A 24,061-nucleotide genomic window follows, 5' to 3' on the forward strand; every position below is an offset into this window, starting at 1 on the left:
CCGCTCAGGAGGTCAGCGGCAGCTCCAGCGCGCCCTTCGCCGCGCGGACCAGGCCGGGATCGTCCGAAGTGGACGGCCCCGGCATCCAGACCGCCTGCACCAGGCGAACCCCCGTGCCCTCGATCCGGCTGACGTAGGCGGCGTTCTCGAACCGCGGGACGTCGCCGCGCCATGTGCCGGTCTCGGCGGCCACGTCGAGGATCCCGCCGCCGCCCGGGTTGTCCGCGATCTCCTTGAAGTGCGCGGCCTGCGCGGCACTCGGGAACTCGACCACGGCGACGGTGACCGCGGCGGCCCGGCCGTCCACCTCGGCGGTGAAACTGGCACGGCGAACGCCTGAGCAACTCGTCTGCTGGAGACTGCCCTGCACGTCCCCGAACGCGTGCGAGGCACAGCGCTGATCGGCGCTGTTCGCCCGCGCGTCGAAACTCAGGCTGGGCACCACACTGCTCGGCGGCGCACTGGTGACCGGAGCAGCGGTGCGCACCGGCTGCGCACTACTGACGGGCGGCGGCGCGGCCGTCTCCCCGCTGCTGCCCCCGCTGGTCGCGACGACCACCGCGGCCACCGCGAGCACTACCAGCAGCGCGATCGCCCCAAGCGGCACCCACCGGCTCGTCTTGGTCGTCCTGGGCTCGTCCGGCGGCGGCATTGCCTCCGCTTCCTCCAGCGCGACCGACGACGTCGGCCGGGCACTCTCGTCATCCCCATGCTGGATGGCCGGGAACGGCGTCTTCCCGTTGATCCGTCCCCCCGGCTCGACCGGAGTCTCGGACGCCACGGCCAGGTCGTCTTCCTCGCCCGGCTCCGGCCAGGTCGCCGGAGCCACCGGCGGCGCCGGGGCCACGCGGGGCTTGTGCGCCTCGGCGTCGCCGGGATCGTCGGAGCCACGGGAATCGCTGGGGCGGCTGGAATCCCCGGAGTCGCCGGACTGGCCGGGCCACGGTCCGGCCCCAGAGTCGCCGGAAGTGGCGGGTCCTGCTGGGCTGCCGGGGTTCGCGAGAGCGCCCGGACCAGCAGAGCCGCCCACACCCTTCGGAACGACGGTCTCGGCCGGGGAAGCGACCGTCCCCCGAGCTTCTCCGCCAGGCTCCGCCGGGGAAACCGGATCATCCGCGACCGGAGAAACCGCCGGCTCCGCAACCGCCGCTTGGCCGGAGGCTTCCGCCACAGACGTTTCCCCAACGGAGGTTTCCGCCGCAGCAGCCGTCTCCGACATCCCGGCGCCACCCTGGCCGGGTACGACCGCCGCCTCCGGAGCAGCATTCCCCGTCACCGCGGGCACACCGACCGTAGTTCCGGCAGCCGTGCCCTCCTCCTCGGTGACGATCCGCCGGGAAGTCCACGCGGTCGCAGCTCGGCCGGACCCCTCGGCGGAATCCCGCCCGACAGCCCCGGAAACGGCACCCGACGCAGCAGCTCCTCCGACGGCACCGGCAACGGCAGCTCCGCCGGCAGCGGCAAGGACAGCGCCGTTCGCACCCCGTCCGGACTCCGGCGAGGCAGCAGGTCCCGGCACCGTGCCGAGCATCTCCGCGGGAGCCGGAGTGTCGTCGGAGAAACGGACGAAACCCTCGCCCAGCAGGGCTTCGTCGGACAGGTCCGGGAGGCCGGGGGCGAGCGCGGCGAGCAGCGCCCGTACCTGGTCCACCGAGCGCGGGTGGCGGGCGGTGGCCAGCGAGACCGTCGCGGCGAGCATGGTCGTCGGGCTCGGGTGCAGGACGCGGACCGGGCCGGCCAGATCGCCGGGGGGCTGCTCGACGGTCTCCACGTACGGGCCGACCGCGAGGATCGTGCCGACCGGGCCGCCGCCCAGTTCCGCGATCCGGCGTTCGCAGTCCTGGGAGAGGTCGAGTGCCTCGGTGGCCGGGTTGATCGCGTCGTCGCCGTGCACCAGTGGCCAGCCGTCGGCCTTCCACGGGCCGCTGAGCGGTGCTTCCAGGCGCAGCGCGGGATCGGGCAGGTCGACCCCGATCACGATCAGCACGCCGGTGGGCAGCAGTACCACCGCCTCGACCGCACGCTCGTCCGCCGGTCGGGCGCCGATCAACGCGACGCCGCCGATCACGGTGCTCCCCCGGCCGAGGGAGGCGAGCGCGGCCCGGACGTCCTCGGCGACCCGTGAGGGCTGCTGTCCCAGTCGGACCAGTCGCACCGGATCCCCTCCTCACCAGTCCATTTCGGTGCCTCACGCTAGCGCGGCGGGCCGCCTGGAACGTGGTACGCGAGCGCGCGTCGGCGTGCCTCACCTCAATGGGGGTTCCCCTGCGACTTGTGGGGTTCGTGTGGCCAAACGCCACTGCCGGGGTGCAGAATGTGCTACACAGTCGGGGTAACCGCGGTGGCCGGGCGCCTGCGCAGTTCGAGAGGTCGTAGGGGAAGACGTCCCTCGTCGAACAAGCGGAGGTCAGCAGTGAGCACCCGTGGCAACACCCGAGGCGTGGTGTACGTCCACTCGTCGCCGTCTGCGGTATGTCCGCACGTCGAGTGGGCTATTTCGGGCACCCTGGGGGCCCGCGCCGAGCTGAAGTGGACGGCACAGCCGGCCAGTCCCGGCCAGCTGCGTGCCGAATGCAGCTGGCGCGCGCCCGCGGGCACCGGCGGCAAGCTGGTCGCCGCGCTCAAGGCCTGGCCCATGCTGCGCTTTGAAGTCACCGAGGAACCCAGCGCCGGCGTCGACGGCGAGCGCTTCTGCTTCGCGCCCGGACTCGGCCTGTGGCACGGGCGGACCAGCGCGAACGGCGACATCGTGGTCGGCGAGGACCAGCTGCGCGCGCTCGTCACCATGACCCGCGGGGGTGAATCGCTGGCGCACAAGCTGGACGAGCTGCTCGCCGCGGCCTGGGACGAGGCGCTCGAGCCCTACCGGCACGCGGGCGACGGCGCCCCGGTCACCTGGCTGCACCAGGTGGGGTGATCCGGGCGCGGTACCCTCACGCGGGTGAGCGCCCAATCGCCGTCCCGCCAGCGATGGCTGATCCCCGTGCTCGTCGTGGTGCTGTCGGTGACCGTCGCCGGCGGGCTGGTCGCCCGGGAGCTGTACCACACCAGCGCGGACGACGTGCAGTCCGGCGTCATGCCGATCACCGTGCCATCGTCCACTTCGCACGATTCGCGCAGCGAGCCCGGCTCGGGGCGGGTCGAGATCACCCCGGACGTGGCGGGCCATCCGGCCGGCCAGGCCGTGCTCGCGGTGCTGCAGACCTACTTCGACGCGCTGAACGCGAAGAACTACGCGATGTGGCGCCAGACGGTCACCACGGCCCGGATCCAGAACACCTCGCAGAGCGCGTGGCACACCGAGTTCCGGTCCACCAAGGACGGCAGCATCCTGGTCTACCGGATCGAAGAGGCGGCGGACAACTCGCTGAGCGTGCTCGTCGGATTCACCAGTACCCAGTCGATCGACGAAGCGCCCGCGAACTTCCAGTACCCGTGCATCCGCTGGCGGCTCGAGCTGCCGATGCGGATCGAAGGCGGGGGATACCGGATCGACATCGTGCAGTCCGGCTCCGGCTCCGGCTCCGGCTCCGGCGTCGAGCGCGAACGCTGCTGACCCACGCGAAAAAGGGCGACCCTCCCATCGTGGAAGGGCCGCCCCTTTTTCGTGGTACCGGGCCGGCTTCAGGACGCCGGGGTGAACAGCAGCGCGGTGTTGTGCCCGCCGAATCCGAACGAGTTGCTGATCGCCGCGGTCAGCTCGACCTTGCGGTTCTCGCCGGCGACCACGTCGAGCTGCACCTTCGGATCGAGTTCCGTCAGGTTCAGGGTGGCCGGCACCACGCCCTCGGCCAGGGCCAGCACCGTGGTGATGCCCTCGACCGCACCGGCCCCGCCGACCAGGTGGCCGAGCGCGCCCTTCGGGGCGGTGACCACCGGGTGGTCGCCGATCGCGGTCCGGATCGCGGCCGCCTCGCCGATGTCACCGACCACAGTGGACGTCGCGTGCGCGTTCACGTGGCCGATGTCGGCGGGGGAGAGCCCGGCCATCGTCATCGCCGCGCGCATCGCCGCGATCTGCCCGATGCCGTCCGGGTGGTTGCCGGTGATGTGGTAGGCGTCCGAGGTGATCCCGTAGCCGGCCAGCCTGGCGTAGATCCGCGCGCCACGGGCCCGTGCCCGGTCGGCGCGTTCGAGCACCACGACGCCCGAGCCCTCGCCGAGCACGAAGCCGTCCCGGCTGACGTCGAACGGCCGGGACGCGGCCGCCGGGTCGTCGTTGCGGGTGGACACCGTGCGCGCCTGTGCGAAGCCACCGAGGGTGATCGGGTGGATGCACGCCTCGGCGCCGCCGGCCACGACCACGTCGGCCCGCCCGGACCGGATCATCTCGAAGCCGGTCGCGATGCCCTCGGCACCGGAGGCACAGGCCGAAGCGGGCGAATGCACGCCGGCGCGGGCCTTGACGTCGATGCTGACGTGCGCGGCCGGCCCATTGGGCATCAGCATCGGCACGGTCAGCGGCGATACCTTGCGCAGACCGTGCTTGCGCAGCAGATCGTTCTGGTTCAGCAGGGTGACCGGGCCGCCGACACCGGTGCCGAGGGACACGCCGAGGCGCTCCGGCTCGACGTCGGTGTGCTCGTCGGTCTGCGGCGCGAATCCGGCGTCCGACCAGGCCTGCCGGGCCGCGATCAGGGCGACCTGCTCGCAGCGGTCGAGCCTGCGGGCCTGCACGCGCGGCAGGATCTCGGTGGGCTCGACCGCGAGCGTGGCCCCGATCCGCACCGGCAGATCCAGCTCCTCGACCCAGTCGGCCTGAAGGGTGCGGATCCCGCTGCGGCCGGCCAGCAGGCCGTCCCAGGTGGACGCGACGTCCCCGCCCAGCGGGGTGGTGGCCCCCATACCGGTGATCACGACGTCGATGTTGCTCATGGAGAATCTCCCCGAAGTCGGCACCGGGCCGGGACGTCCCGGCCCGGGTGCGAAGAGGGTCTTACTTCGCGTTGGCGGCCACGTAGTTCACCGCGTCGCCCACGGTCTTGAGGTTGGCCAGCTCGTCGTCCGGGATCTTGACGCCGAAGCGGTCCTCGGCCTGCACGGCGATCTCGACCATGGACAGCGAGTCGATGTCGAGATCGTCCACGAAGGACTTCTCGGCGGTGACGTCGTCCTGAGCGACCCCGGCGACCTCTTCGACGATCTCGGCGAGGCCCTCGAGGATCGCAGCGTTCTCAGCCATCGGTGTTGTTCCCTTCTCGGTTCTTCCAGAGGTCCACCCCGCGGGCACGGCGCCCGCGGGGGAAGTATCCACTCAGGGCAGGACGAAGACCTGCCCGGCATAGGACAGCCCGGCCCCGAAGCCGACCGCCAGCACCACGTCGCCGGGGTGCACGGTGCCCGCCTTGCGCATGTGGTCCAGTGCCATCGGGATCGAGGCGGACGAGGTGTTGCCCGAGTACCTGATGTCGTCGGCGACCACCAGGTCCTCGCGGGCGCCCTTGGCCCGCAGCTTCTTCGCGATCGATTCGACGATGCGCAGGTTCGCCTGATGCGGCACGAGCACGTCCACATCGGCGGGCCGCAGCCCGGCGGCTTCCAGCGCGCGCATCGCGATCGGCGCGATCTGCGTGGTCGCCCAGCGGAAGACCGACTGGCCCTCCTGGTAGATGTAGCGGTGCTCGCGCATGTAGATCAGGTCGGCGAGATCGCCCGCGCTGCCCCACACCACCGGTCCGATGGCGGGTTCGTCGGCCGCGCCGACCACCGCCGCGCCCGCGCCGTCGGCGAAGATGATCGCGTTCGCGCGGTCGGTCGGGTCGATCGAATCGGTGAGCTTCTCCGAGCCGATCACCAGCACCTTGCGCGCGGACCCGCCGCGCACCAGGTCCGAGGCGAGGCCGAGGCCGTAGCAGAATCCGGCGCAGGCCGCGTTCAGGTCGAACGCGCCGGGCTCCGGGATGCCCAGCCGCGCGGCGATCTGGCCCGCGCCGTTCGGGATCGGCGAGGGCATGGTGCAGTTGGGCACGATCACCGTGTCCACTTCGGACGGCTCGACCCCGGCGTCGGCGAGCGCGGCGGCACCCGCGGCGACCGCGTAGTCGACCAGCGTCTCGTCCTTCTCCCCGAACCGGCGCTCGATGATGCCGACCCGTTCGCGGATCCACTGGTCGTTGGTGTCCATGAACTGCGACAGGTCGTCGTTGGTGACGACCCGGTCCGGCTGGTGGCTGCCGAAGCCGAGGATCCGGGTGGCGGCCGGGCCGGTGGTCTGGCGCAGGCGGGGACGGTCGGTCACAGGGCGTCCTCCTCGCGCAGCGCGGCCAACTCGGCCGGCGACTTCAGCGCGGTGGTAGTGGTGACCACGCCCTTGAGCTGCCGCTTGACCAGTCCGGTCAGGGTGCCTGCGGGCGCGAGTTCGACGGTGCGGGTCACGCCGAGCGCGGCGAGCCCGGCCATGGTCAGGTCCCAGCGGACCGGGCGGGTCACCTGGGCGACCAGCCGCCGCAGGTACTCCGCGCCACTGGTGACGACCTCACCGTCGGCATTGGACAGCAGCGGGCGCACCGGGTCGGCCGGGGTGAGGCCGGCGGCGTGCTCGCGCAGGGCGTCTTCCGCGGGCGCCATGTACGGCGTGTGGAAGGCTCCCGCCACCTTGAGGGCACGGATCTTCGTGCCGGCAAGGGGTTCGGCGACGATCCGCTCGATCGCCGCGGCCGCGCCGGAGGCCACGATCTGGCCCGCGCCGTTGCGGTTGGCCGCGATCAGGTCCTGTCCTTCGAGCCAGGCGGTGACCTCGTCCGGATCGCCGAGCATCACCGCGGCCATCGAGGTCGGTTCGAGCGCGCAGGCCTTGGCCATCTCGGCGCCGCGGACCGCGGCCAGCGCGACCGCGTCGGCCGGGGAGAGCACCCCGGCGATCGCGGCGGCGGCCAGTTCGCCCACGGAGTGCCCGGCCACCGGCGCGCCGTCGGGCAGTGGCAGGTACTGCGCGGTGAGCAGGGAAAGCGCGACGATCAGCGGCTGCGCGACCGCGGTGTCCTGGATCTCCTCGGCGCCGGCTTCCGTGCCGAGCCGGAGCAGGTCGAGCCCGGCGCGGTCGGACCACTGCCCGACGCGCGCGCGGGCGTCGTCGAGTTCGAGCCACGGAGTGAGCATGCCGGGGGCCTGGGAACCCTGGCCGGGTGAGAGGACTGCAGCTGTCACGGTGTCTATGAGACCACGGGAGTGGCCGGGCCTTCAGATGCGGGCGGTCACCAAGTCCGTGCGAGGTTATTGGAGGATACCTCCAAAGACCCGGGAGGGATCCTGGTCCTTAGCTCATTTGCCTTGTGGGATTCAACCAGCGCTCGCCGTGAAGTCGGTCACCACAGCCCGCGGCTGCGGGCCAATCGCCCGACCGTCAGCGCGATCCGCAGGACCAGCGCGTCGCGCGGGTCGGTGGGGTTGCGGCCGGTCACGTCGGCGGCCTTGCGGAGCCGGTAGCGGACGGTGTTGGGGTGCACGAACAACGCCTGCGCGCAGCGTTCCAGGACACCGCCGTTGTCCAGATAGGTCTCCACGGTGCGCTGCAGCGCCGCGCCCGCCTCCTCCAAGGGCCGGGCGATCTGGTCCACGAGCAGGCGTTCCGCGCCGGGGTCGCCGGAGAGGGCGCGTTCGGGCAGCAGCTCGGCGGACCGCACCGGACGGGGCGCGCCGGGCCAGCCGACCACCGCCCGCAGCCCGGACAGCGCTTCGGCCGCGCTGTGGTGCGCTTCGGCGAGGGTGGGCACGGTCGGGCCGGCCACCACGGGTCCGTCGGCGAACACAGTGGACATCCGGGTAAGGATCTCGCGCTCCTTCGGCCCGCCCTCGGTGGTCCCGCCGATCACCAGCACCAGCCGGGAACCCTGGACCGACAGCAACACCGGACGGCCGACCCGGGCGGCGCGGGCGCGCACCTCGAACACCACCGTGGGCGCGTCCTCCGACGGCGGATTGCCCACCAGCACGGTCGCCACTCCCGCCGGATCCCAGCCCAGCGCGGCGGCGCGGGACAGCACCGCCTCCTCGTCGTCCCCGCGGACGATGCCGTCCACGACGAGTGCCTCCAGCCGGGCGTCCCAGGCACCGCGGGCTTCCGCCGCGGCGGCGTAGGAATTGGCCGCGGCGAACGCGATTTCCCGGCCGTAGCGCAGGATCCCCTCGATCAGCGCGGCGCGTTCGGTCTCGTTCGCGGCGAAGGCCGGGAGTTCCTCCTCGAACACCTCGATCGCCAGCCGGACCATGCCGACCGCCTGGCGCAGGCTGATCCAGCGGGACAGCTCGGCGGGCGCGTCGCGGAACGCCTCGGTGGTCAGCTTCAGGGCCTCTTTGGAATCACGCAGCCAGCGGACGAACCCGGAGGCGCCGGTCTGCGTGATGAGCAGGACGCTGGCGCGCTGGTCGGCGGACAGCCTGCCGAACCACACCAGCCGCTGCTCCATGGCCGCGACGCTGGCGCTCGCCAGCCGTCCGGACGCATGCTCCAGCCTGCGCAGGGTCTTCGCGGACAGCCCGTGGTGCTTGGGCACCTGGCGCCCGCCGTTCGTCTCAGCCATGTCGGCCCGATCCTACGGGGCCGCACCTTTCGGCGGCGGACGCACAATCGCGGAATGCGGGCGGGCGGGCCGGAACAACCCTACGATCTCGACCTGGGGCGGAGTGCACTGCTCCAGGCCGAGTGAAGGGGAGGGCGATGGCAGAGCCCGGATTGGAGATCGACGGGATCTCCAAGAAGTACGGCGCCGTGGTGGCGCTGCAGCAGATGACGTTCGACGTGCGGCCCGGCGAGCTGTTCGGCTTCGTGGGCAGCAACGGCGCGGGCAAGACGACCACCATGCGGATCGCCCTCGGCGTGCTGAGCGCCGACGCCGGCGAGGTGCGCTATGCGGGGGAGCGGATCACGCACGAGACCCGCCGGCACATCGGGTACATGCCGGAGGAGCGCGGCCTGTACCCGAAGATGAAGGTGGGGGAGCAGCTGACCTACCTGGCCCGGCTGCACGGGATGGCCGCGGGTGAGGCGAAGGCGTCCGCCGGGAAGTGGACCGAACGGCTCGGCGTGGCCGCGCGCCGCGACGACGAGGTGGAGAAGCTCAGCCTCGGCAACCAGCAGCGCGTGCAGCTGGCCGCGGCGCTGGTGCACGAGCCGCGGATCTTGGTGCTGGACGAACCGTTCTCCGGTCTCGACCCGGTGGCGGTGGACGTGATGAGCGGGGTGCTGCGGGAGAAGGCGGCCGAGGGCGTGCCGGTGGTCTTCTCCAGTCACCAGCTGGATCTCGTGGAACGGCTGTGTGACCGGATCGGCATCGTCCGCAATGGCCGGATGGAGGCCTGCGGTTCGGTGCCGGAGCTGCGTTCCGTCGCGGGCGGGGCGATCCGGCTGCTGGTGGACGCGCCGGCCGCGCCGCCGGACTGGGCGACCGCGTTGCCCGGGGTACGGGTGCTCGGCCGCGAAGGCGACGTGACCGAACTCGAACTGGGTGAGGGCGGCGACGACCAGGCCGTGTTGCGGGTCGCGCTGGACACCGGCCCGGTGCGGGAGTTCACCCGGAAACAGCCGTCGCTGACCGATCTGTTCCGCTCCGTGGTGAGCGGGCACCAGGAGGCTGCCTAATGTTTTTGTCAAGCGGCGGCATGAGGACTGCTTGCAGGTCCGAATCATGGACACCATGCCTGGCCGATGTGGTGTCACAGTCGCGGCTTGCCGAGTCCGTTTGGGAGGCGGCATGAGTGCGCCCGATGTCCGGATGAGCCCGGTGTCCGCGGTGGGGCTGGTGGCCTCGCGGGAGATCAGTACCCGTGTGCGGTCGAAGGCCTACCGGATCACCACGCTGGTCCTGCTGCTGATGGTGGTCGCGGTGGCCGTGGTGTTCAAACTGATCAGCGGAGGCGGCTCCGCGGACGCGACGGTGGGCTACGTGCCCGCCGCGGCCCCGCTGTCCGCGCCGCTGGTCGAGACCGCGAAGTCGCTCGATCAGAAGGTCGCCACCGAGCAGGTGCCCGACCAGGCGACCGGCGTGGCGAAGCTGCGCGACGGCTCGCTCGACGCGTTGCTGGTGCAGGATGCGCGGCAGGTGCACGTCCAGGTCAAGAAGACGCTGGACGCCAAGCTGGCGAACACCCTCGGTGTGCTGGCCCGGCAGGTCGCGCTGGAGCAGTCGATCCGTTCGCTGCACCAGGATCCGGCCGTGGTGCAGCGGGCGATGGCGAGTGCGGCGATCGACGAACTGCCGCCGCTGGAGAAGCCCTACGACTACGACAGCCAGCAGTTGATCCTCGGCATCGTCGCGGGCATCCTGATCTACTTCTCGCTGATGCTCAACGGCCAGATGGTGTCGCAGGGGGTGGTGGAGGAGAAGACCTCCCGGGTGGTCGAGCTGCTGCTGTCCACCGTCAAGCCGTGGCAGCTGATGGCCGGGAAGGTGCTCGGGATCGGTGTGGTGGGGCTGATCCAGATGCTCGCGATCGGGGTGGTCGGCCTGGCCGCCGGCCTGGGCCTGGGGGTGTTGACGATCTCGGTGTCCGCCGCCGTCGGGACGGTGGTGTGGCTCGTCGTCTGGTATCTGCTCGGGTTCTTCATGTACGCGGTCGTGTTCGCCGCGCTGGGCGCGCTCGTGTCCCGGCAGGAGGACGTCGGCGGGGCCACGATGCCCGCGCTGCTGCTGATGATCGCCGGCTACGTGGTGGGGATCTCGGTGCTGCCCTCGGATCCGTCGAGCCGTCTCGCCGAGGTGCTGTCGGTGATCCCGGTCTTCGCCCCGACCCTGATGCCGATGCGGTTGTCGATGGGCGGCGTGCCGGTGTGGGAAGCGGTGGTGTCGGTGGGCCTGGTGGTGCTGCTGATCCCGGCGCTGATCTGGCTGGCCGCGCGCATTTACCGCAACGCGGTGATGCGCACCGGCGCGAAGGTCAAACTCCGCGACGCCCTGCGCGCCGCCTGACGCGCCTTACCCGGACCGGCCACTTCGCTGCTGCGGGGTGGCCGGCCTGTGTCCGGGGGTTTCGGTGCGGTGTCTCGGTCCGGCGTCCCGGAGGACTGATTCGGTGGTGGGGGTCCGGGTGGCCGCCGCGCACGGTTTCGCTCGGTTGCGGTGGTGGCCGGTTCCGGATGCGGGCCGGCACGGATGTTCGGTATCCGCGTTGCCCGGCTCCGGGGCTGCTCGCTTGGTCTGGGCACCGGACGTTCGGTATCCGCCGTCCGGTCGGCGCCGGTGCCCGCTCACTTGGTCCGGGTACGGGACCTTCGGTATCCGCCGTCCGGTCGGCGCCGGTGCCCGCTCACTTGGTCCGGGTACGGGACGTTCGGTATCCGCCGTTCGGTCGGCGCCGGCGCTCGTTTGATCTGGGCGCCGGATGTCCGGTATCCGTGACGATTCCCGGCATCCCGTCCTGCTCCCCGGTCCGCGTCTGCCCGGACCAGGGAATGTCTGAAATGACCGATTGACCGGGCCGTGCCCGGCCGAATCCACCATTTGTCCTCGCCGCCGGAGCACATTCGTGCTCCGTTCGGCGCAGATCGCGGGTCCGACCGTCGGCACATCGGCGCCGGTCGGAGCGGAAAAGCGAGTCCGTGCGCCGGTCCGCGAAAGCGATATCCCGGCGAATTTCTGTGCGGAAATGCTCGAGGCCGCCCGGCGCTTGCGGTTTTCGCCGCGCCGGACGGCCTCGTCTCCCCGGTCCCCACCGGTAGGACAAGTATGGCGGTGATTGATCTTCTCGCGCCAGTCGTCTCACTCGATCGTGGCGCACAGCACTTCCTCCGGCTGGGTACCTCTTGTGCGTCCACGGCCGAAACACGGCGAAGGGAGCCGACGTGGGTCAGCAACCGAAGGACGGACTCGGGCAGGCCTGGAATCTGGTCGCCACGTTCGTCCCGAGACTCGTGGGTTTTCTGATCATCCTGCTGATCGGCTGGCTGATCGCGAAAGCCGTGTCCAAGGCGCTCGAGATCGTTCTCGGAAAGCTCGGTTTCGGGCGGATGGTGGAGAAGACCGGGCTGACCGGAATGCTGCGGCAGGCGAATGCCGATCCGGGCCTGCTGCTGGTCAAACTCGTCTACTCCTTCATTCTGCTGATCGCGTTGCAGCTGGCGTTCGGCGTGTTCGGTTCGTCGAATCCGGTCAGTTCGCTGCTCAACGACATCATCGCGTTCCTGCCGCGGATCCTGGTGGCGCTGGTGCCGATCGTGGTGGCCGCGGCGATCGCCAAAGGTGGTGCGGGACATGGCCGCCTCGGCGCTGGCGGCCCCCCGCCGGTCGGCTGCTCGCCACGATCGCTTACTGGCTGATCATGGCGTTCGGCATCATCGCCGCGCTGGGCCAGGTGAACATCGCGACCACGGTGACCGGGCCGGTGCTGATGATCGCGGTGCTCGCCACCGTCGCCGGCGTGCTGGTCGTCGGCTTCGGCGGCGGCCTGATCAAGCCCGCGCAGGAACGCTGGGGCGGCTGGCTTGGCGCTCTGCAGGGCCAGATCGGCTCCGGTGACGGTGCCCGCGGCGAGGCCGTGAACCGGTTGCCGCGTCGGCAAAAGCGGGTGCCCATGAGGCCCCGGCCGCGGCGTACCCGCAGAGTTCCGGCCTGGGCGAAGCAGGCGGGCGTACGGAGGAGCCGCCCACATCGCCATCCGGATTCAATCCCGACGGGCGGTGACCCGGCGGAGGTCCGGTGCCAGGGCGGGTGCAGGACCTCCGGCCGTCCCGCGAGGCGGGAATGCCTGTCACCGCACGGTTTCGCGGGAATGGTCTTGCCGGGCAGGATGTTGGCGTCCCCAGGACGGAAGGGGCGGACGTGGATTTCCTGCTGCACCACGGGGTGACCGTGCTGGGCCAGTGGATCTCGATCGCGGAGCTGGCCGGTCAGCTGTTCGCGCTGGCCGTGGTGTTCCTTGCCGAGCGGCGCACGCTCTGGACCTGGCCGGTGCAGGTCGCGGCGACCGTGCTGCTGTTCTCGGTCCACGCTTCCGCGCACCTCGGCGGGCTGGCCGGCCGGCAGATCGCCATCCTGCTCATCTCGCTCTACGGCTGGTGGGCCTGGCACCGGCGCAGTGATCCGGTTTACGGCGTGGTCGTGCGCACGGGCCGGTGGACCGAGCGGGCCGCGATGCTGGCCGCGTTGGCCGTGGGCACGGTCGCGTTGGCGCTCGCGCTCCAGGCGCTCGACGCCTCGTGGGCGCCGTGGCCGGACGCCGCGATCTTCGTCGGCACGCTGGTCGCGTTCGCCGCGCAGGGCGTCGGGCTGGTCGAGTTCTGGGGTGTCTGGCTGGTGGTCGACGCGATCGGCGTGCCCCTGCAGATCAGCTCCGGGTTGTACTTCTCGGCCGCCATCTACCTCGTCTTCACCGGGCTGGTCGTGCACGGCTGGATCAGCTGGAGCCGGTCGGCCCGGCGGGTCCGCGCACCGGAGCAGGTCACCACGGCGGCCGACCGTGCTGGACACTGATCGTTGCCGGGCAAGGCTTTTCCGTCCGGCAACGATCAGCAGAATTCAGCAGGCGCGCGGCAGGCCGAGTGCCAGCAGGCCGTCGTCGGTCAGCTCGGCCCGGGTCCACTGCCCGGCCCCGACCGCGTCGTGTGCGCGGATCAGGCCATCCCGCGCGAGTGCGTGTGCCGCCGGCTGGTCGCAGCAGGGCAGGCCGTCCACCCGCAGATCGGGCTCACAGCTGCAGGTCAGCTCGGCGCGCCCGGCCGCGACCGCGCGCAGCATCGCGAGTGCCCGGCCGCTCAGCTCGGTGATCATCGCGTTCCCCCTTCGTCGTACCGTCGGGTAAGAGACGTGATGAACATCACTGGATACGGGAACGCTGCCGGGTTCCCTCTAATGGCCTAGGTCGTCGCAGGTCAGCGAAGCGTCGCGTGCGAAGGGCGCAGATCCTGAATCCGGCGGACGCCGAGCAGCTGCATCGTACGGATCAGCTCCGTACGCAGGATGTCCACGCAACGCTGTACGCCGCGTTCGCCGCCCGCCATGAGGCCATACAGGAAGGCGCGGCCGATCAGCACCGCGTCCGCCCCGCGGGCGAGCGCGGCCACGATGTCGCCGCCGGAGAGAATGCCGGTGTCCACCCAGACCTCGGCGGCGCCTTCGACGGCGTCGAGGACCGCGGGCAGCAGCTCGATCGGCGTCGGCGCGCGGTCGAGCTGACGGCCGCCGTGGTTGGACAGCACGATCCCGTCCGCGCCGTGGCGCACCATCTCGCGGGCGTCGTCCACGTTCTGCACGCCCTTGACCACGAGCTTTCCCGGCCAGGTGCGGCGGACCCAGTCGAGGTCGCCGTAGTCCAGCGTCGGATCGAACAGCTTCTCCAGCAGCTCCGCGACGGTGCCGTCGAAATGGCTCAGCGAAGCGAAACTGAGCGGTTCGGTGGTGAGCAGGTTGAACCACCAGGCGGGGTGCAGCGCGCCGTCGGCGAAGGTCTTCAGGGTCAGCGCCGGGGGAATGGTGAGACCGTTGCGCACGTCGCGCATCCGGGCGCCGGCGACGGGCGTGTCGACGGTCAGCAGCAGCGTGTCGTAGCCGCTGTCCCAAGCCCGGTTCATCAGGTCCTCGCCCGCGCCGTGGTCTCGCCAGACATAGAGCTGGAACCACTTGCGCGCGTGCGGCGCGGCCGCGGCGAGGTCCTCGATCGAGGCGGTGGCCATGGTCGACAGGCTCATCGGGATGCCGTTGCGCTGGGCCACCCGGCCCACCGCGCACTCGCCCTCGTGCTGCATCATCCGCGTGAACCCGGTGGGGGCGAAGGCGAACGGCAGCTCCGCGCGCTCGCCGAGGATCTCCGTGCTGGTGTCCACATCGGACACTCCGCGCAGCACGTTCGGATGGAATTCCACGCGCCGGTAGGCCTGCCGTGCCCGCAGGAGGCTGTCCTCCAGCTCGGCCGCGCCGTCGGCGTAGTCGAACGCCGCCCGCGGGGTGCGTTTGCGCGCGGCCGTGCGCAGGTCGGCGATCGTGTGCGCGGCGCCCAGCCGCCGGTCCGTCGGGTCGAGCACGATCGGCTTCGGCCGCAGGATCTGCTTGAGCTCGCTCGGCCGGGGCAGGCGGCGCTGGGGCACGCTCGATCACCCTTCCTCAGGTCACCGTTTCGCGATGGCTGTGAAGGGTCCCTTCACGGACTCAGCGTCCGTGAAGGGACCCTTCACAGCATTCTCGCTGGTGTTACGCGCTGCCGGAGTCCGAGGTCTGCGGCCCGGCGGCCGTGACATCGTCGATCCGGTAGCGGTGGGCGGCGTCGGCGACCCGAGCCCGGTCGAACTCCCCGCGCGCGGCGAGCGCGGACAGCGCGCCGACGGTGATCGACTCGGCGTCCACCAGGAACTTACGCCGCGCAGCCGGGCGGGTGTCGGAGAAGCCGAATCCGTCCGTGCCGAGCGTGAGCATGTCGGTGGGCACCCACGGGCGGATCATGTCCGGCACCGCGCGCATCCAGTCCGACACCGCCACGACCGGCCCGGCCGCCCCGGACAGCTTCCGCGTGACGTACGGCACGCGCGGCGAGTCGCCCGGGTACAGCAGGTTGTCGTGGTCGGCCGCGACCGCCTCGCGGCGCAGCTCGCCCCACGACGTGGCCGACCACACCGCGGCCCGCACGCCCCAATCCTCGGCCAGCAGCCGCTGCGCCTTCAGCGCGTCCGGCATGGTCACGCCGGAGACCAGGATCTGCACCTCCGGGCCGTCGCCCGCGGGGGCCTCGGCGTAGCGGTACAGGCCCCTGAGCAGACCGTCCACGTCGAGGTTCTCCGGCTCGGCCGGCTGCTGGTACGGCTCGTTGTAGATGGTCATGTAATAGAACACGTTCTCGCCGTTGCCGTCCGGCCCGGTGTCGCCGTACATCCGGCGCAGGCCGTCCTTGACGATGTGCGCGATCTCGAACGAGTAGGCCGGGTCATAGGCCACCACGGCCGGGTTCGTCGCGGCCAGCAGCAGCGAGTGCCCGTCCGCGTGCTGCAGGCCCTCACCGGTCAGCGTGGTGCGCCCGGCGGTGGCGCCGAGCACGAACCCGCGGGCCATCTGGTCCGCCGCCGCGTACAGGCCGTCGCCGGTGCGCTGGAACCCGAACATCGAGTAGAAGATGTAGATCGGGATCATCGGCTCGCCGTGTGTGGCGTAGGACGTGCCGACGGCGGTGAACGACGCGGTGGAGCCGGCCTCGTTGATGCCCTCGTGCAGCAGCTGGCCCTTCTCCGACTCCTTGTAGGCCAGCATCAGGCTCGCGTCGACCGAGGTGTAGGTCTGGCCGTGCGGGTTGTAGATCTTGGCTGTGGGGAACATCGAGTCCAGCCCGAAGGTGCGTGCCTCGTCCGGGATGATCGGCACCACGCGCTTGCCGATCTCGGAGTCCTTGGCCAGCTCGCGGACCAGCCGGACGAACGCCATCGTGGTGGCGACCTCCTGCTTGCCCGAGCCCTTGCGGATGCCCTCGTAGATCTTGTCGCCGGGCAGCACCAGTGCCTTGGCCGCCTTCGGCCGGCGCTCGGGCAGGTACCCGCCGAGCGCGCGGCGGCGGCCGATCAGGTACTGGATCTCCGGCGAATCCGGGCCAGGGTGGTAGTACGGCGGCAGCTTCGGGTCGCGCTCCAGCTCCTCGTCGCTGATCGGGATCCGCTGCGCGTCCCGGAACAGCTTCAGGTCGTCGAGTGTGAGCTTCTTCATCTGGTGCGTGGCGTTGCGGCCCTCGAACGACGGGCCGAGGCCGTAGCCCTTGATGGTGTGCGCCAGGATCACCGTCGGCTGGCCGTGGTGCTCCATCGCCGCCTTGTACGCCGCGTACACCTTGCGGTAGTCGTGCCCGCCGCGCTTGAGGTTCCAGACGTCGGCGTCGGAGAGGTCCTTGACCAGCTCCTTCGTCCGCGGGTCGCGGCCGAAGAAGTGCTCGCGGACGAAAGCGCCGTCGTTGGCCTTGTAGGTCTGGTAGTCGCCGTCCGGGGTCACGTTCATCAGGTTGACCAGCGCGCCGTCGCGGTCGGCGGAGAGCAGCGCGTCCCACTCCCGGCCCCAGATGACCTTGATCACGTTCCAGCCCGCGCCGCGGAAGTAGGACTCCAGCTCCTGGATGATCTTGCCGTTCCCGCGCACCGGCCCGTCCAGGCGCTGCAGGTTGCAGTTGATCACGAAGGTCAGGTTGTCCAGGCCCTCGCCCGCGGCCACGTGGATCAGCCCGCGCGATTCCGGCTCGTCCATCTCGCCGTCGCCGAGGAAGGCCCACACGTGCTGGTCGGAGGTGTCCTTGAGGCCGCGGTCGCGCAGGTAGCGGTTGAACCGCGCTTGGTAGATCGCGTTCATCGGGCCCAGGCCCATGGAGACCGTCGGGTTCTCCCAGAACTCCGGCATCAGCCGCGGGTGCGGGTAGGAGGGCAGGCCGCCGCCCTCACCGGCGTGGCTGTACTCCTGGCGGAACCCGTCGAGCTGCTGCTCGGACAGCCGTCCTTCGAGGAACGCGCGGGCATACATGCCGGGGGAGGCGTGGCCCTGGAAGTAGACCTGGTCGCCGCCGCCGGAGTGGTCCTTGCCGCGGAAGAAGTGGTTGAACCCCACCTCGTACAGCGCGGCGGAGGAGGCGTAGGTGGAGATGTGCCCGCCCACGCCGACGCCCGGCCGCTGCGCCCGGTGCACCATGATCGCCGCGTTCCACCGGATGTAGCGGCGGTAGCGGCGCTCGATCTCCTCGTCGCCGGGGAACCAGGGCTCGTTCTCGGTGGGGATGGTGTTGACGTAGTCGGTCGACGTCAGTGCCGGGACCCCTACGTTGCGCTCCCGGGCCCGCTCCAGGATCCGGAGCATCAGGTAACGGGCGCGCTGCCGGCCACCCCGGGCCAGCGCTTCGTCGAAGGAGTCCAGCCACTCGGCGGTCTCCTCCGGATCGATGTCGGGCAGGTGCGCCGCGAGTCCGTCACGGATGACGCGTACGCGAGCCGGGGTCTCCTTGCCGGAGGCGCCGTCGTTCTGCGGGGCCAAGGGGTCTCCTTGTAGCTGGTCGTGCTGGTGGGCGGGAGTGCTCGCCGACTTCCATCGTCGTCCCCGGACCGGCGCCCGTCACCGCTACTGTTCGGTAACAAGAGTCGCCCCGGGTACCCCACTCCCCACGTGCGGTGTATCACGCGCGCGTTTCTCTCCTCCCACCCTAAAGGAGGGCACTCCGGAGGGTGGTTCAGCGGGGGTCCGGGGCGCTGTGCTGCGACACGACTTGCGAAAGATCCGGTGTGGACGGTTGCGCACAGCGCCGCACCAGTGTTCGCTATCGGCAACCGTGTATCCGAGTGCGGCGGTTCCCCCGCCGCGCTCCGTCGTAGTTGGAGGAGTGGAAGCAGTGGTCGCCGCGGGAGACGCAGGCAACGCCAGCGTCGCCGAGAGGCTTGGCATCAAGCCGGACATGGTGGTCCAGGAGATCGGCTGGGACGAGGATGTCGACGACGACATCCGCGCGGCGATCGAGGACACGATCGGGGCGGAGCTCCTCGACGAGGACGCCGACGAGGTCATCGACGTGGTCCTGCTCTGGTGGCGCGACGGGGACGGTGATCTGGGCGATGCTCTGGTCGACGCCCGCGGTCCGCTGGACGAGAACGGGGTGATCTGGGTGCTGACGCCCAAGACCGGCCAGCCCGGGCACGTCGAGCCGAGTGAGATCGCCGAGGCGGTCCCCCAGGTGGGGCTCGCCCAGACCGCCAACATCAGCGTGGGGGATTGGCTCGGCAGCAGGCTGGTGTCGCCGAAGTCCTCGAAGGCCAAGCAGCGCTGAGCGCCTGCCCCGCCGCCCACCGCGCACGATAGGGTGGCCGGGCAGGCACGTTCGCGCTCGGAGAGGAATCGCCGGTATGACCGTCGAGGTCGGTTCGCAGGCCCCGGACTTCACGCTCAACGACTACAACAAGCAGCCGGTCACCCTGTCGCAGTTCCAGGGCGACAAGCCGGTGCTGCTGGTGTTCTTCCCGTTCGCGTTCAGCGGGATCTGCACCGGTGAGCTGTGCCAGTTGCGCGACGAGTTCAGCGACTATGACACTAAGGGCGTCCAGGTGCTCGGCGTCTCGTGCGACGCGGGGTTCTCCCTCAAGGTGTGGGCCGAGCAGGAGAACTACCAGTTCCCGCTGCTCTCGGACTTCTGGCCGCACGGCGAGGTGGCGCGGAAGTACGGCGTGTTCAACGACCAGGCGGGCCTGGCCGTGCGTGGCACCTTCCTGATCGACACCACCGGTGTCGTCCGCTTCGCCGAGGTCAACCAGCCGGGCGAGGCCCGCGACCAGGCGGCGTGGAAGAAGGCCGTGGCCGCACTGGCCTGAGGACCTCCCGGCCGGGCCCCGCGGGGACCGGCCGGACCGGGCGCATAGCTCAGCGGGAGAGCACTCGGTTTACACCCGAGCGGTCGCAGGTTCGATCCCTGCTGCGCCCACCCGGATGAACCCCCATACGGTGAAGTACTCGCCGGATGGGGGTTCGTGTTTGTGGACCTGCCGCTGGTGGACCTGCCGCGCCGGTCCGTCGTGAATGGCCGGGTGAATGTGGGCGAGAGCCCTGCGGCCGGTCTCGGCGGCGTTGATCCGCGGCGAGCGGACCACCTGCGCGCTGGCCGGGCCTGCCCCCTCGACAAGCCCGGCCGGCGCACCCCCAGGTGCGGGTGATCATGATCAAGAGGCGCCCGGATCGGCCGTGAATACATCGCGGAGTGCGGCAAACGGGTGATCTCCGGATCGGCCGAGCCGCCCGAAACTCCGTGTCCCGGGAACCCCCGGAATACCCGAAAGGCCTCCCGGAGCTGCGTTCCCCACGCCGGCCCGGGAGGCCTTTCGCTTCCTGCCCGCCGGGCCTGCCCCCTCGACAGGCCCGGCCGCAGCATTCCACGGGAGTACGTGGCACAGGAGGTGGCGGCGGCCGCCGCAGATACTGCGTCGATCGGGTGGCGTCAGCGGGCGAGGGCCGCGACCTCCGCGATCAGCCGGTCGATCTCGTCGGTGGAGTTGTAGTAGTGCACCGAGGCACGGACGAGGCTCGGCAGGTGCCGGGCGGTGAAGTCGAACTGGGCGGAGGTCGCGTTCGAGACGCTCGTGTTGATGCCCGCCTTGGCCAGCCGGTGCTTGACCGCCGAGGACGCCATGCCGGACAGGCTGAAGGTGACCAGTCCGCATCGGCGCGTACCGGCGTCGTGGACGGTGACCCCGTCGAGTTCGCCGAGTCGTTCCCGCATGGTCGCGGCAAGGGCGGCGACGCGGCGTTCGATTGCGGGCAGGCCCCAGTCGAGCGCGTAGTCCACTGCGGCGCCCAGGCCGAGTACGGCGGCGAAATCGCGTTCCCACACCTCGAAGCGTTTCGCGGTCGGGTCGACCACGTACTCGGTGGGTGAAGTCCAGGTTGCCGAGTGCAGGTCGAGCGTCGCCGGCTCCAGCCGGTCGCGTAGCCGCGGGTGCACGTACAGGAATCCGGTGCCGCGCGGGCCGCGAAGGTACTTGCGGCCGGTAGCGCTCAGTGCGTCGCAGCCGAGCCGGGTCACGTCGAGGTCGAGCTGCCCGGCGGACTGGCAGGCGTCGAGCAGGAACGGGATGTCCGCCTCGCGGGCCACGGCCCCGATCTCCTCGGCCGGGTTCACCAGTCCGCCCTGCGTCGGCACGTGGCTCACCGCGATCAGCTTCACCCGCGAGTCCACCCGGCGACGGAGATCGGCCACGTCCAGCTGGCCGGTCTCGTCGTCGTCCACCACTTCCACGACGGCGCCGGTCCGGCGGGCGATCTGCAGGTAGGCGATGGCGTTGCTGGCGTATTCGGCCCGGGAGGTGAGGATCCGGTCACCTGCGCCGAACGACAGTGCGTAGAACACCGCCTGCCACGAGCGGGTCGCGTTGTCGGTCAGCGCGATGTCGTCCGGCGCGGCGTTGAGCAGCCGGGCGACCGACGTGTAGACGGCCTCGATCCGATCGGCTGCGGCGGCTTCGGCTTCGTAGCCCCCGCGTAGCGCCTCATCGCGCAGATAGTCCACGACCGTGTCGGTGACCTGTGCCGGAGGGAGGGCGGAGCCGGCGTTGTCGAAGTGCGTGACACCGGCGCAGCCGGGGGTGTCGGCTCGGGCACGGGTGACGTCGAACGGAGGGAGGGTCATGCGAACTGAATACAGTACGACATTACTGCATGCAATACTGGAGCATGACGAAACGTCCACTGCGGGGCGATCTGCTCGACGAGATCACCGCCCGGGTGCTCGACGGCCGGCTCGCCGACCGGATCAACGAGGTGCATCTCGCCCGGGAGCTGGGGGTCAGCCGCACCCCGCTGCGGGAGGCGCTGATCGGGCTCGCCGACCGCGGGCTGCTGGTGGCCGCGCCGGGCCGGGGCTTCCTGGTCGCGCCGCTCGACCCGGAGGAGGCGCGCCGGCTGTACCCGCTGATCGCGGAGCTGGAAGCACTCGCGCTGCGCTGGAGCCCGCCACTGGAACTGGCCACTGTGGCGGACGCACTGGACCGGCTGGCCGAGGAGATGGCCGAGGCGGGCACCGGACCGGAACTGTCCGAAATGGACAATCGATGGCACGCGCTGCTGCTGTCCCGCTGCGGCAACCCACACCTGCTGCGCTTGATCGAGCAGACGAAACCGCTGCTGAAACGCTACGAGTCGCGGTACCTCAGTGGGCCTTCGCGGGTCGCGGAAAGCATCGGTGAACATCGGGGGATCGCCGAGGCCTTGCGCGCGGGCGACCTGCCCACGGCGTCCGCGCTGCTCGTGCGGAACTGGGTGAAAGCCTTGGCGCTGCTGGAAAGGAGCTGACCGCAATGCGGATTTTCGCGCATCTGTCCGACCTCCACCTCGACGGTGGGGAACGCGCCGACGCCCGCGCGGCCGCCGTGCTCGGACACCTGCGCGAGGTCCCGCTGACCGCGGTGGTCGTCACCGGCGACCTCACCGACCACGGGCTGCTCGCGGAATACCGGCGCGCGGCGGAGCTGCTCCAGCACACGGCGCCGGTGGGGCAATCACGACGCGCGCGGCCCGTTTCGCGAGGCGCTGCTCGGCGGGCACGCCGGGGACAAGCCGGTGAACACGGCGGTCGAAGCAGGCGGCGTACTGATCGCCGCCTGCGACTCGACGATCCCCGGTCGCGGCGTCGGATACCTTGCCGACGAAACGCTGAGCTGGCTCGACGCCGTGCTCTCCGGCCACGACGGACCGGCACTGGTCGCCTGCCACCTTCCGCCGGTGGAAGTGGGTGTGCCGCCGGTCGACCGGATCCGTCAGACCGGCGAGGACCGGCTCGCCGAGGTGCTGCGGCGGCATCCCACGGTGACCGCGTTGTTGTGCGGGCACGTGCATACCGGCGCTGCCACGACCTTCGCCGGAATCCCGCTCCCGGCGTGGTCTCCGGCTCGTTGCTGCCGGGCGAACCCGGCTCCGATCGGGACTGGGCCGAGGGCGGCCCGGTGACTCGCGGCCACCCACCGGAACTGCTGCTGCACGTACTGCACGACGACGGGCGGCTCACCACCCATCAGCGGGCGGTCACGGGGTGAAGATCGGCAGCATCACCTGTGAGGGCCGGGTTTCGTCGTGGAACACCTCGAACCGGTTCGGCTTGCCCGAGACGGCCGAAGTGACCGGCTCGCCGGTGCCGTGGTTGCGGGCGAACCGCGGGAACGCGCCACCGGCCACCTGCACGCGCAGACGGTGGCCGCGGCGGAAGCGGTACGCGGTCGGGTCCAGCTCCACCTCGACGCGGACGATGCCGTCCTCATCGGCCGCCGGCACGCCTGGCCGCAGCCGCAGGATCCCGTCGGTGACGTTGCGCGAGACCCCGGCGGTGTCGACGTCGCACAGCCGCACGTACACGTCGGCGTCGCCGAGTTCGGTGCGTACGTGGACGGTCGCCGACACGTCGCCGATCACGTCGAGGTCCGCGGCGAGTGGCTCGCCGGTGAACACCAGTACGTCGTCCCGGGCTTCGACCGCGGAATTGTCCTTCTGCTTGGTGTCGCCGGTCAGCAGCGGGCCACCGACCGCCGGGGTCGGATCCGCCGGGTCGTAGGTGAACGGGGTCGGCGCAGCAGTCCCGGTCACCGCCTCGCCCAGCCCGCCGACCGGACGCAGGTGCATCGGTGTCGCGGTGGCCGGCGGCGGCCAATGGTCGAAGTCGAGCCAGGAACCGGCCTGCTGCAAGAAGATCCGTACCGGCGCGCGCTGCAATTCGGTGTGGTTGCCGCTGAACTGCGCGGTGAGGAACGAGATCTGATCCTGCATCAGCGCCCGGATCCCGCCCAGGTCGCTGTGCGCCCACGGGCCGACGGTGATCCGCGGGCCGCGTCCGGCGTCCTGCAGGAGCCGGAAGTCCAGCAGCTGCCGCCGGATGAACAGGTCGTACCAGCCGGTGGACATGGTGACCGGCACGGTCAGCCCGGCGACCTGGTCGGTGTGATCGCAGATCGCCCAGTAGTCGTCACCAGGTTCCGCATGCGCGGCCACGTCCTGCAAGAACTGCACCTGGCGGCCGACCGAGGCGACGTCCGCGCCGCTCATCGGCAGATGCGCCATCGCCTGCCGGGTGCGGCGCTGCTGCCGCGGGTTCGGCAGCCCGGCGAACCGCTCCTCCTGCCGGCTGATGGTCGCGGTCCAGGAGACCAGGTTGTCCGTGGCGAACCCGCCGCCCGGGTAGAACATGGTCGCGAACTCCGAGCTGGTGACGGCCAGGCACATGGCCTCCAGCGGCGGGTCCAGGTACGGGCCGATCGCCCACTGCGTGTGCCCGAGGTAACTCGGCCCCGCCGTGCCGAGCCTGCCGTCGCACCAGGGCTGCGCGCGCAGCCATTCGGCGGTGGCGAGGCCGTCCTCCCGCTCAGTGTGGAACGGCCGGAACTCGCCCTCGGAACCGAAGGTGCCGCGGACGCTCTGCACCACCACCTGCAGGCCGTGCCGGGCGAAGGTCTCGCCGAGCAGCTTGCCGATGGGCATGCCGCGGCCGTAGGGCGTGCGGATCAGGACCACCGGCCCGGAGTGCATCCCGGCCGGGACGTACCGGTCGGCGATCAGGTGCACGCCGTCCGGCATCGGGATGCGCAGGCCCTTGACGAGGACCGGCGCCGGTCCTTCGGCCACCGGCAGGCCGAGAAAACGGTCAGTGACCCGGTCGATGATTC

20 protein-coding genes, 1 tRNA gene and 1 pseudogene are annotated in these 24,061 nt (G+C 70.9%); 11 read left to right on the plus strand and 11 right to left on the minus strand.

Translation table 11 applies throughout. The features are described 5' to 3' along the window. Positions 1-4: 4 nt before the first annotated feature. Complete coding sequence (locus D5S19_RS21290) at positions 5-2,155, minus strand: hypothetical protein (protein WP_120025126.1); 2,151 nt, start codon at positions 2,153-2,155, stop codon at positions 5-7. A gap of 258 nt (positions 2,156-2,413) precedes the next feature. Between D5S19_RS21290 and D5S19_RS21295 the strand changes: the two genes are divergently transcribed. Continuing rightward, the gene (locus D5S19_RS21295; protein WP_098510655.1) at positions 2,414-2,917 is read left to right on the plus strand and encodes a DUF3145 domain-containing protein; all 504 of its coding nucleotides are present in this window, start codon (positions 2,414-2,416) and stop codon (positions 2,915-2,917) included. A 24-nt stretch (positions 2,918-2,941) separates the two neighbouring features. After that, on the plus strand, positions 2,942-3,556 hold the full coding sequence (locus D5S19_RS21300) for a hypothetical protein (RefSeq protein ID WP_233574070.1): 615 nt from the start codon (positions 2,942-2,944) through the stop codon (positions 3,554-3,556). Positions 3,557-3,624: 68 nt separating this feature from the next. Here D5S19_RS21300 and D5S19_RS21305 read toward each other — a convergent pair whose 3' ends face one another. The 5 genes from D5S19_RS21305 to D5S19_RS21325 form a co-directional block, all read right to left on the minus strand. Continuing rightward, entirely contained in the window at positions 3,625-4,875 is a 1,251-nt protein-coding gene (locus tag D5S19_RS21305; RefSeq protein WP_120025127.1) for a beta-ketoacyl-[acyl-carrier-protein] synthase family protein, read from the minus strand. Between the two features lie 61 nt (positions 4,876-4,936). Then, positions 4,937-5,182: an acyl carrier protein gene (locus tag D5S19_RS21310; protein WP_120025128.1), complete on the minus strand. Its 246-nt coding sequence runs from the start codon at positions 5,180-5,182 to the stop codon at positions 4,937-4,939. A gap of 72 nt (positions 5,183-5,254) precedes the next feature. Then, positions 5,255-6,238, minus strand: coding sequence for a beta-ketoacyl-ACP synthase 3 (locus tag D5S19_RS21315; RefSeq protein ID WP_120025129.1), 984 nt, complete (start codon positions 6,236-6,238; stop codon positions 5,255-5,257). Continuing rightward, positions 6,235-7,146, minus strand: coding sequence for an ACP S-malonyltransferase (locus tag D5S19_RS21320; RefSeq protein WP_120025130.1), 912 nt, complete (start codon positions 7,144-7,146; stop codon positions 6,235-6,237). Before D5S19_RS21320 ends, D5S19_RS21315 begins: the two co-directional genes overlap by 4 nt. Positions 7,147-7,304: 158 nt before the next feature. Next, complete coding sequence (locus D5S19_RS21325) at positions 7,305-8,519, minus strand: PucR family transcriptional regulator (RefSeq protein ID WP_120025131.1); 1,215 nt, start codon at positions 8,517-8,519, stop codon at positions 7,305-7,307. A 137-nt stretch (positions 8,520-8,656) separates the two neighbouring features. Here D5S19_RS21325 and D5S19_RS21330 point away from each other — a divergent pair, with 137 nt between their 5' ends. The 4 genes and pseudogenes from D5S19_RS21330 to D5S19_RS21345 all read left to right on the plus strand — a co-directional run bounded on the left by D5S19_RS21330 (position 8,657) and on the right by D5S19_RS21345 (position 13,403). Next, positions 8,657-9,577 (plus strand): ABC transporter ATP-binding protein, encoded by a 921-nt coding sequence (locus tag D5S19_RS21330; protein ID WP_120025132.1) that lies wholly within the window; start codon positions 8,657-8,659, stop codon positions 9,575-9,577. A gap of 112 nt (positions 9,578-9,689) precedes the next feature. Next, positions 9,690-10,904, plus strand: coding sequence for an ABC transporter permease (locus D5S19_RS21335; protein WP_120025133.1), 1,215 nt, complete (start codon positions 9,690-9,692; stop codon positions 10,902-10,904). 872 nt (positions 10,905-11,776) lie between these two features. After that, positions 11,777-12,453 (plus strand): annotated as a pseudogene (locus tag D5S19_RS33260) (mechanosensitive ion channel family protein); the annotation flags it as partial. A gap of 299 nt (positions 12,454-12,752) precedes the next feature. Then, on the plus strand, positions 12,753-13,403 hold the full coding sequence (locus D5S19_RS21345) for a nicotinamide mononucleotide transporter family protein (RefSeq protein WP_120025134.1): 651 nt from the start codon (positions 12,753-12,755) through the stop codon (positions 13,401-13,403). 45 nt (positions 13,404-13,448) lie between these two features. Here D5S19_RS21345 and D5S19_RS21350 read toward each other — a convergent pair whose 3' ends face one another. The 3 genes from D5S19_RS21350 to aceE all read right to left on the minus strand — a co-directional run bounded on the left by D5S19_RS21350 (position 13,449) and on the right by aceE (position 17,912). Then, positions 13,449-13,700: a hypothetical protein gene (locus tag D5S19_RS21350; protein WP_098510645.1), complete on the minus strand. Its 252-nt coding sequence runs from the start codon at positions 13,698-13,700 to the stop codon at positions 13,449-13,451. Positions 13,701-13,801: 101 nt separating this feature from the next. Beyond that, complete coding sequence (locus D5S19_RS21355) at positions 13,802-15,013, minus strand: alpha-hydroxy acid oxidase (protein ID WP_120025135.1); 1,212 nt, start codon at positions 15,011-15,013, stop codon at positions 13,802-13,804. 103 nt (positions 15,014-15,116) lie between these two features. Then, complete coding sequence (gene aceE / locus D5S19_RS21360) at positions 15,117-17,912, minus strand: pyruvate dehydrogenase (acetyl-transferring), homodimeric type (protein ID WP_120025136.1); 2,796 nt, start codon at positions 17,910-17,912, stop codon at positions 15,117-15,119. A 352-nt stretch (positions 17,913-18,264) separates the two neighbouring features. Between aceE and D5S19_RS21365 the strand changes: the two genes are divergently transcribed. The 3 genes from D5S19_RS21365 (at position 18,265) to D5S19_RS21375 (ending at position 19,344) form a co-directional block, all read left to right on the plus strand. Next, on the plus strand, positions 18,265-18,696 hold the full coding sequence (locus D5S19_RS21365) for a DUF3052 domain-containing protein (RefSeq protein ID WP_120025137.1): 432 nt from the start codon (positions 18,265-18,267) through the stop codon (positions 18,694-18,696). A gap of 76 nt (positions 18,697-18,772) precedes the next feature. Beyond that, on the plus strand, positions 18,773-19,234 hold the full coding sequence (locus tag D5S19_RS21370; protein ID WP_120025138.1) for a peroxiredoxin: 462 nt from the start codon (positions 18,773-18,775) through the stop codon (positions 19,232-19,234). Between the two features lie 38 nt (positions 19,235-19,272). After that, positions 19,273-19,344: transfer RNA gene (locus D5S19_RS21375), tRNA-Val, on the plus strand. A 510-nt stretch (positions 19,345-19,854) separates the two neighbouring features. Here D5S19_RS21375 and D5S19_RS21380 read toward each other — a convergent pair. After that, positions 19,855-21,042 (minus strand): aminotransferase class V-fold PLP-dependent enzyme, encoded by a 1,188-nt coding sequence (locus tag D5S19_RS21380; protein ID WP_120025139.1) that lies wholly within the window; start codon positions 21,040-21,042, stop codon positions 19,855-19,857. A gap of 44 nt (positions 21,043-21,086) precedes the next feature. On the opposite strand from D5S19_RS21380, the gene D5S19_RS21385 reads away from it, so the two are divergent. Together D5S19_RS21385 and D5S19_RS34330 are read left to right on the plus strand one after the other, a co-directional pair. Then, entirely contained in the window at positions 21,087-21,704 is a 618-nt protein-coding gene (locus D5S19_RS21385) for a GntR family transcriptional regulator (RefSeq protein WP_120025140.1), read from the plus strand. A 267-nt stretch (positions 21,705-21,971) separates the two neighbouring features. Continuing rightward, positions 21,972-22,358 (plus strand): metallophosphoesterase family protein, encoded by a 387-nt coding sequence (locus D5S19_RS34330; protein ID WP_120025141.1) that lies wholly within the window; start codon positions 21,972-21,974, stop codon positions 22,356-22,358. Positions 22,359-22,433: 75 nt separating this feature from the next. Here the strand turns inward: D5S19_RS34330 and D5S19_RS21395 are convergent, their stop codons facing one another. Then, positions 22,434-24,059, minus strand: coding sequence for a CocE/NonD family hydrolase (locus D5S19_RS21395; RefSeq protein ID WP_120025149.1), 1,626 nt, complete (start codon positions 24,057-24,059; stop codon positions 22,434-22,436). Between the last annotated feature and the right edge of the window lie 2 nt (positions 24,060-24,061).

The sequence above is a fragment of the Amycolatopsis panacis genome, from assembly GCF_003600245.1.
Taxonomy (GTDB): Bacteria; Actinomycetota; Actinomycetes; order Mycobacteriales; family Pseudonocardiaceae; genus Amycolatopsis; species Amycolatopsis sulphurea.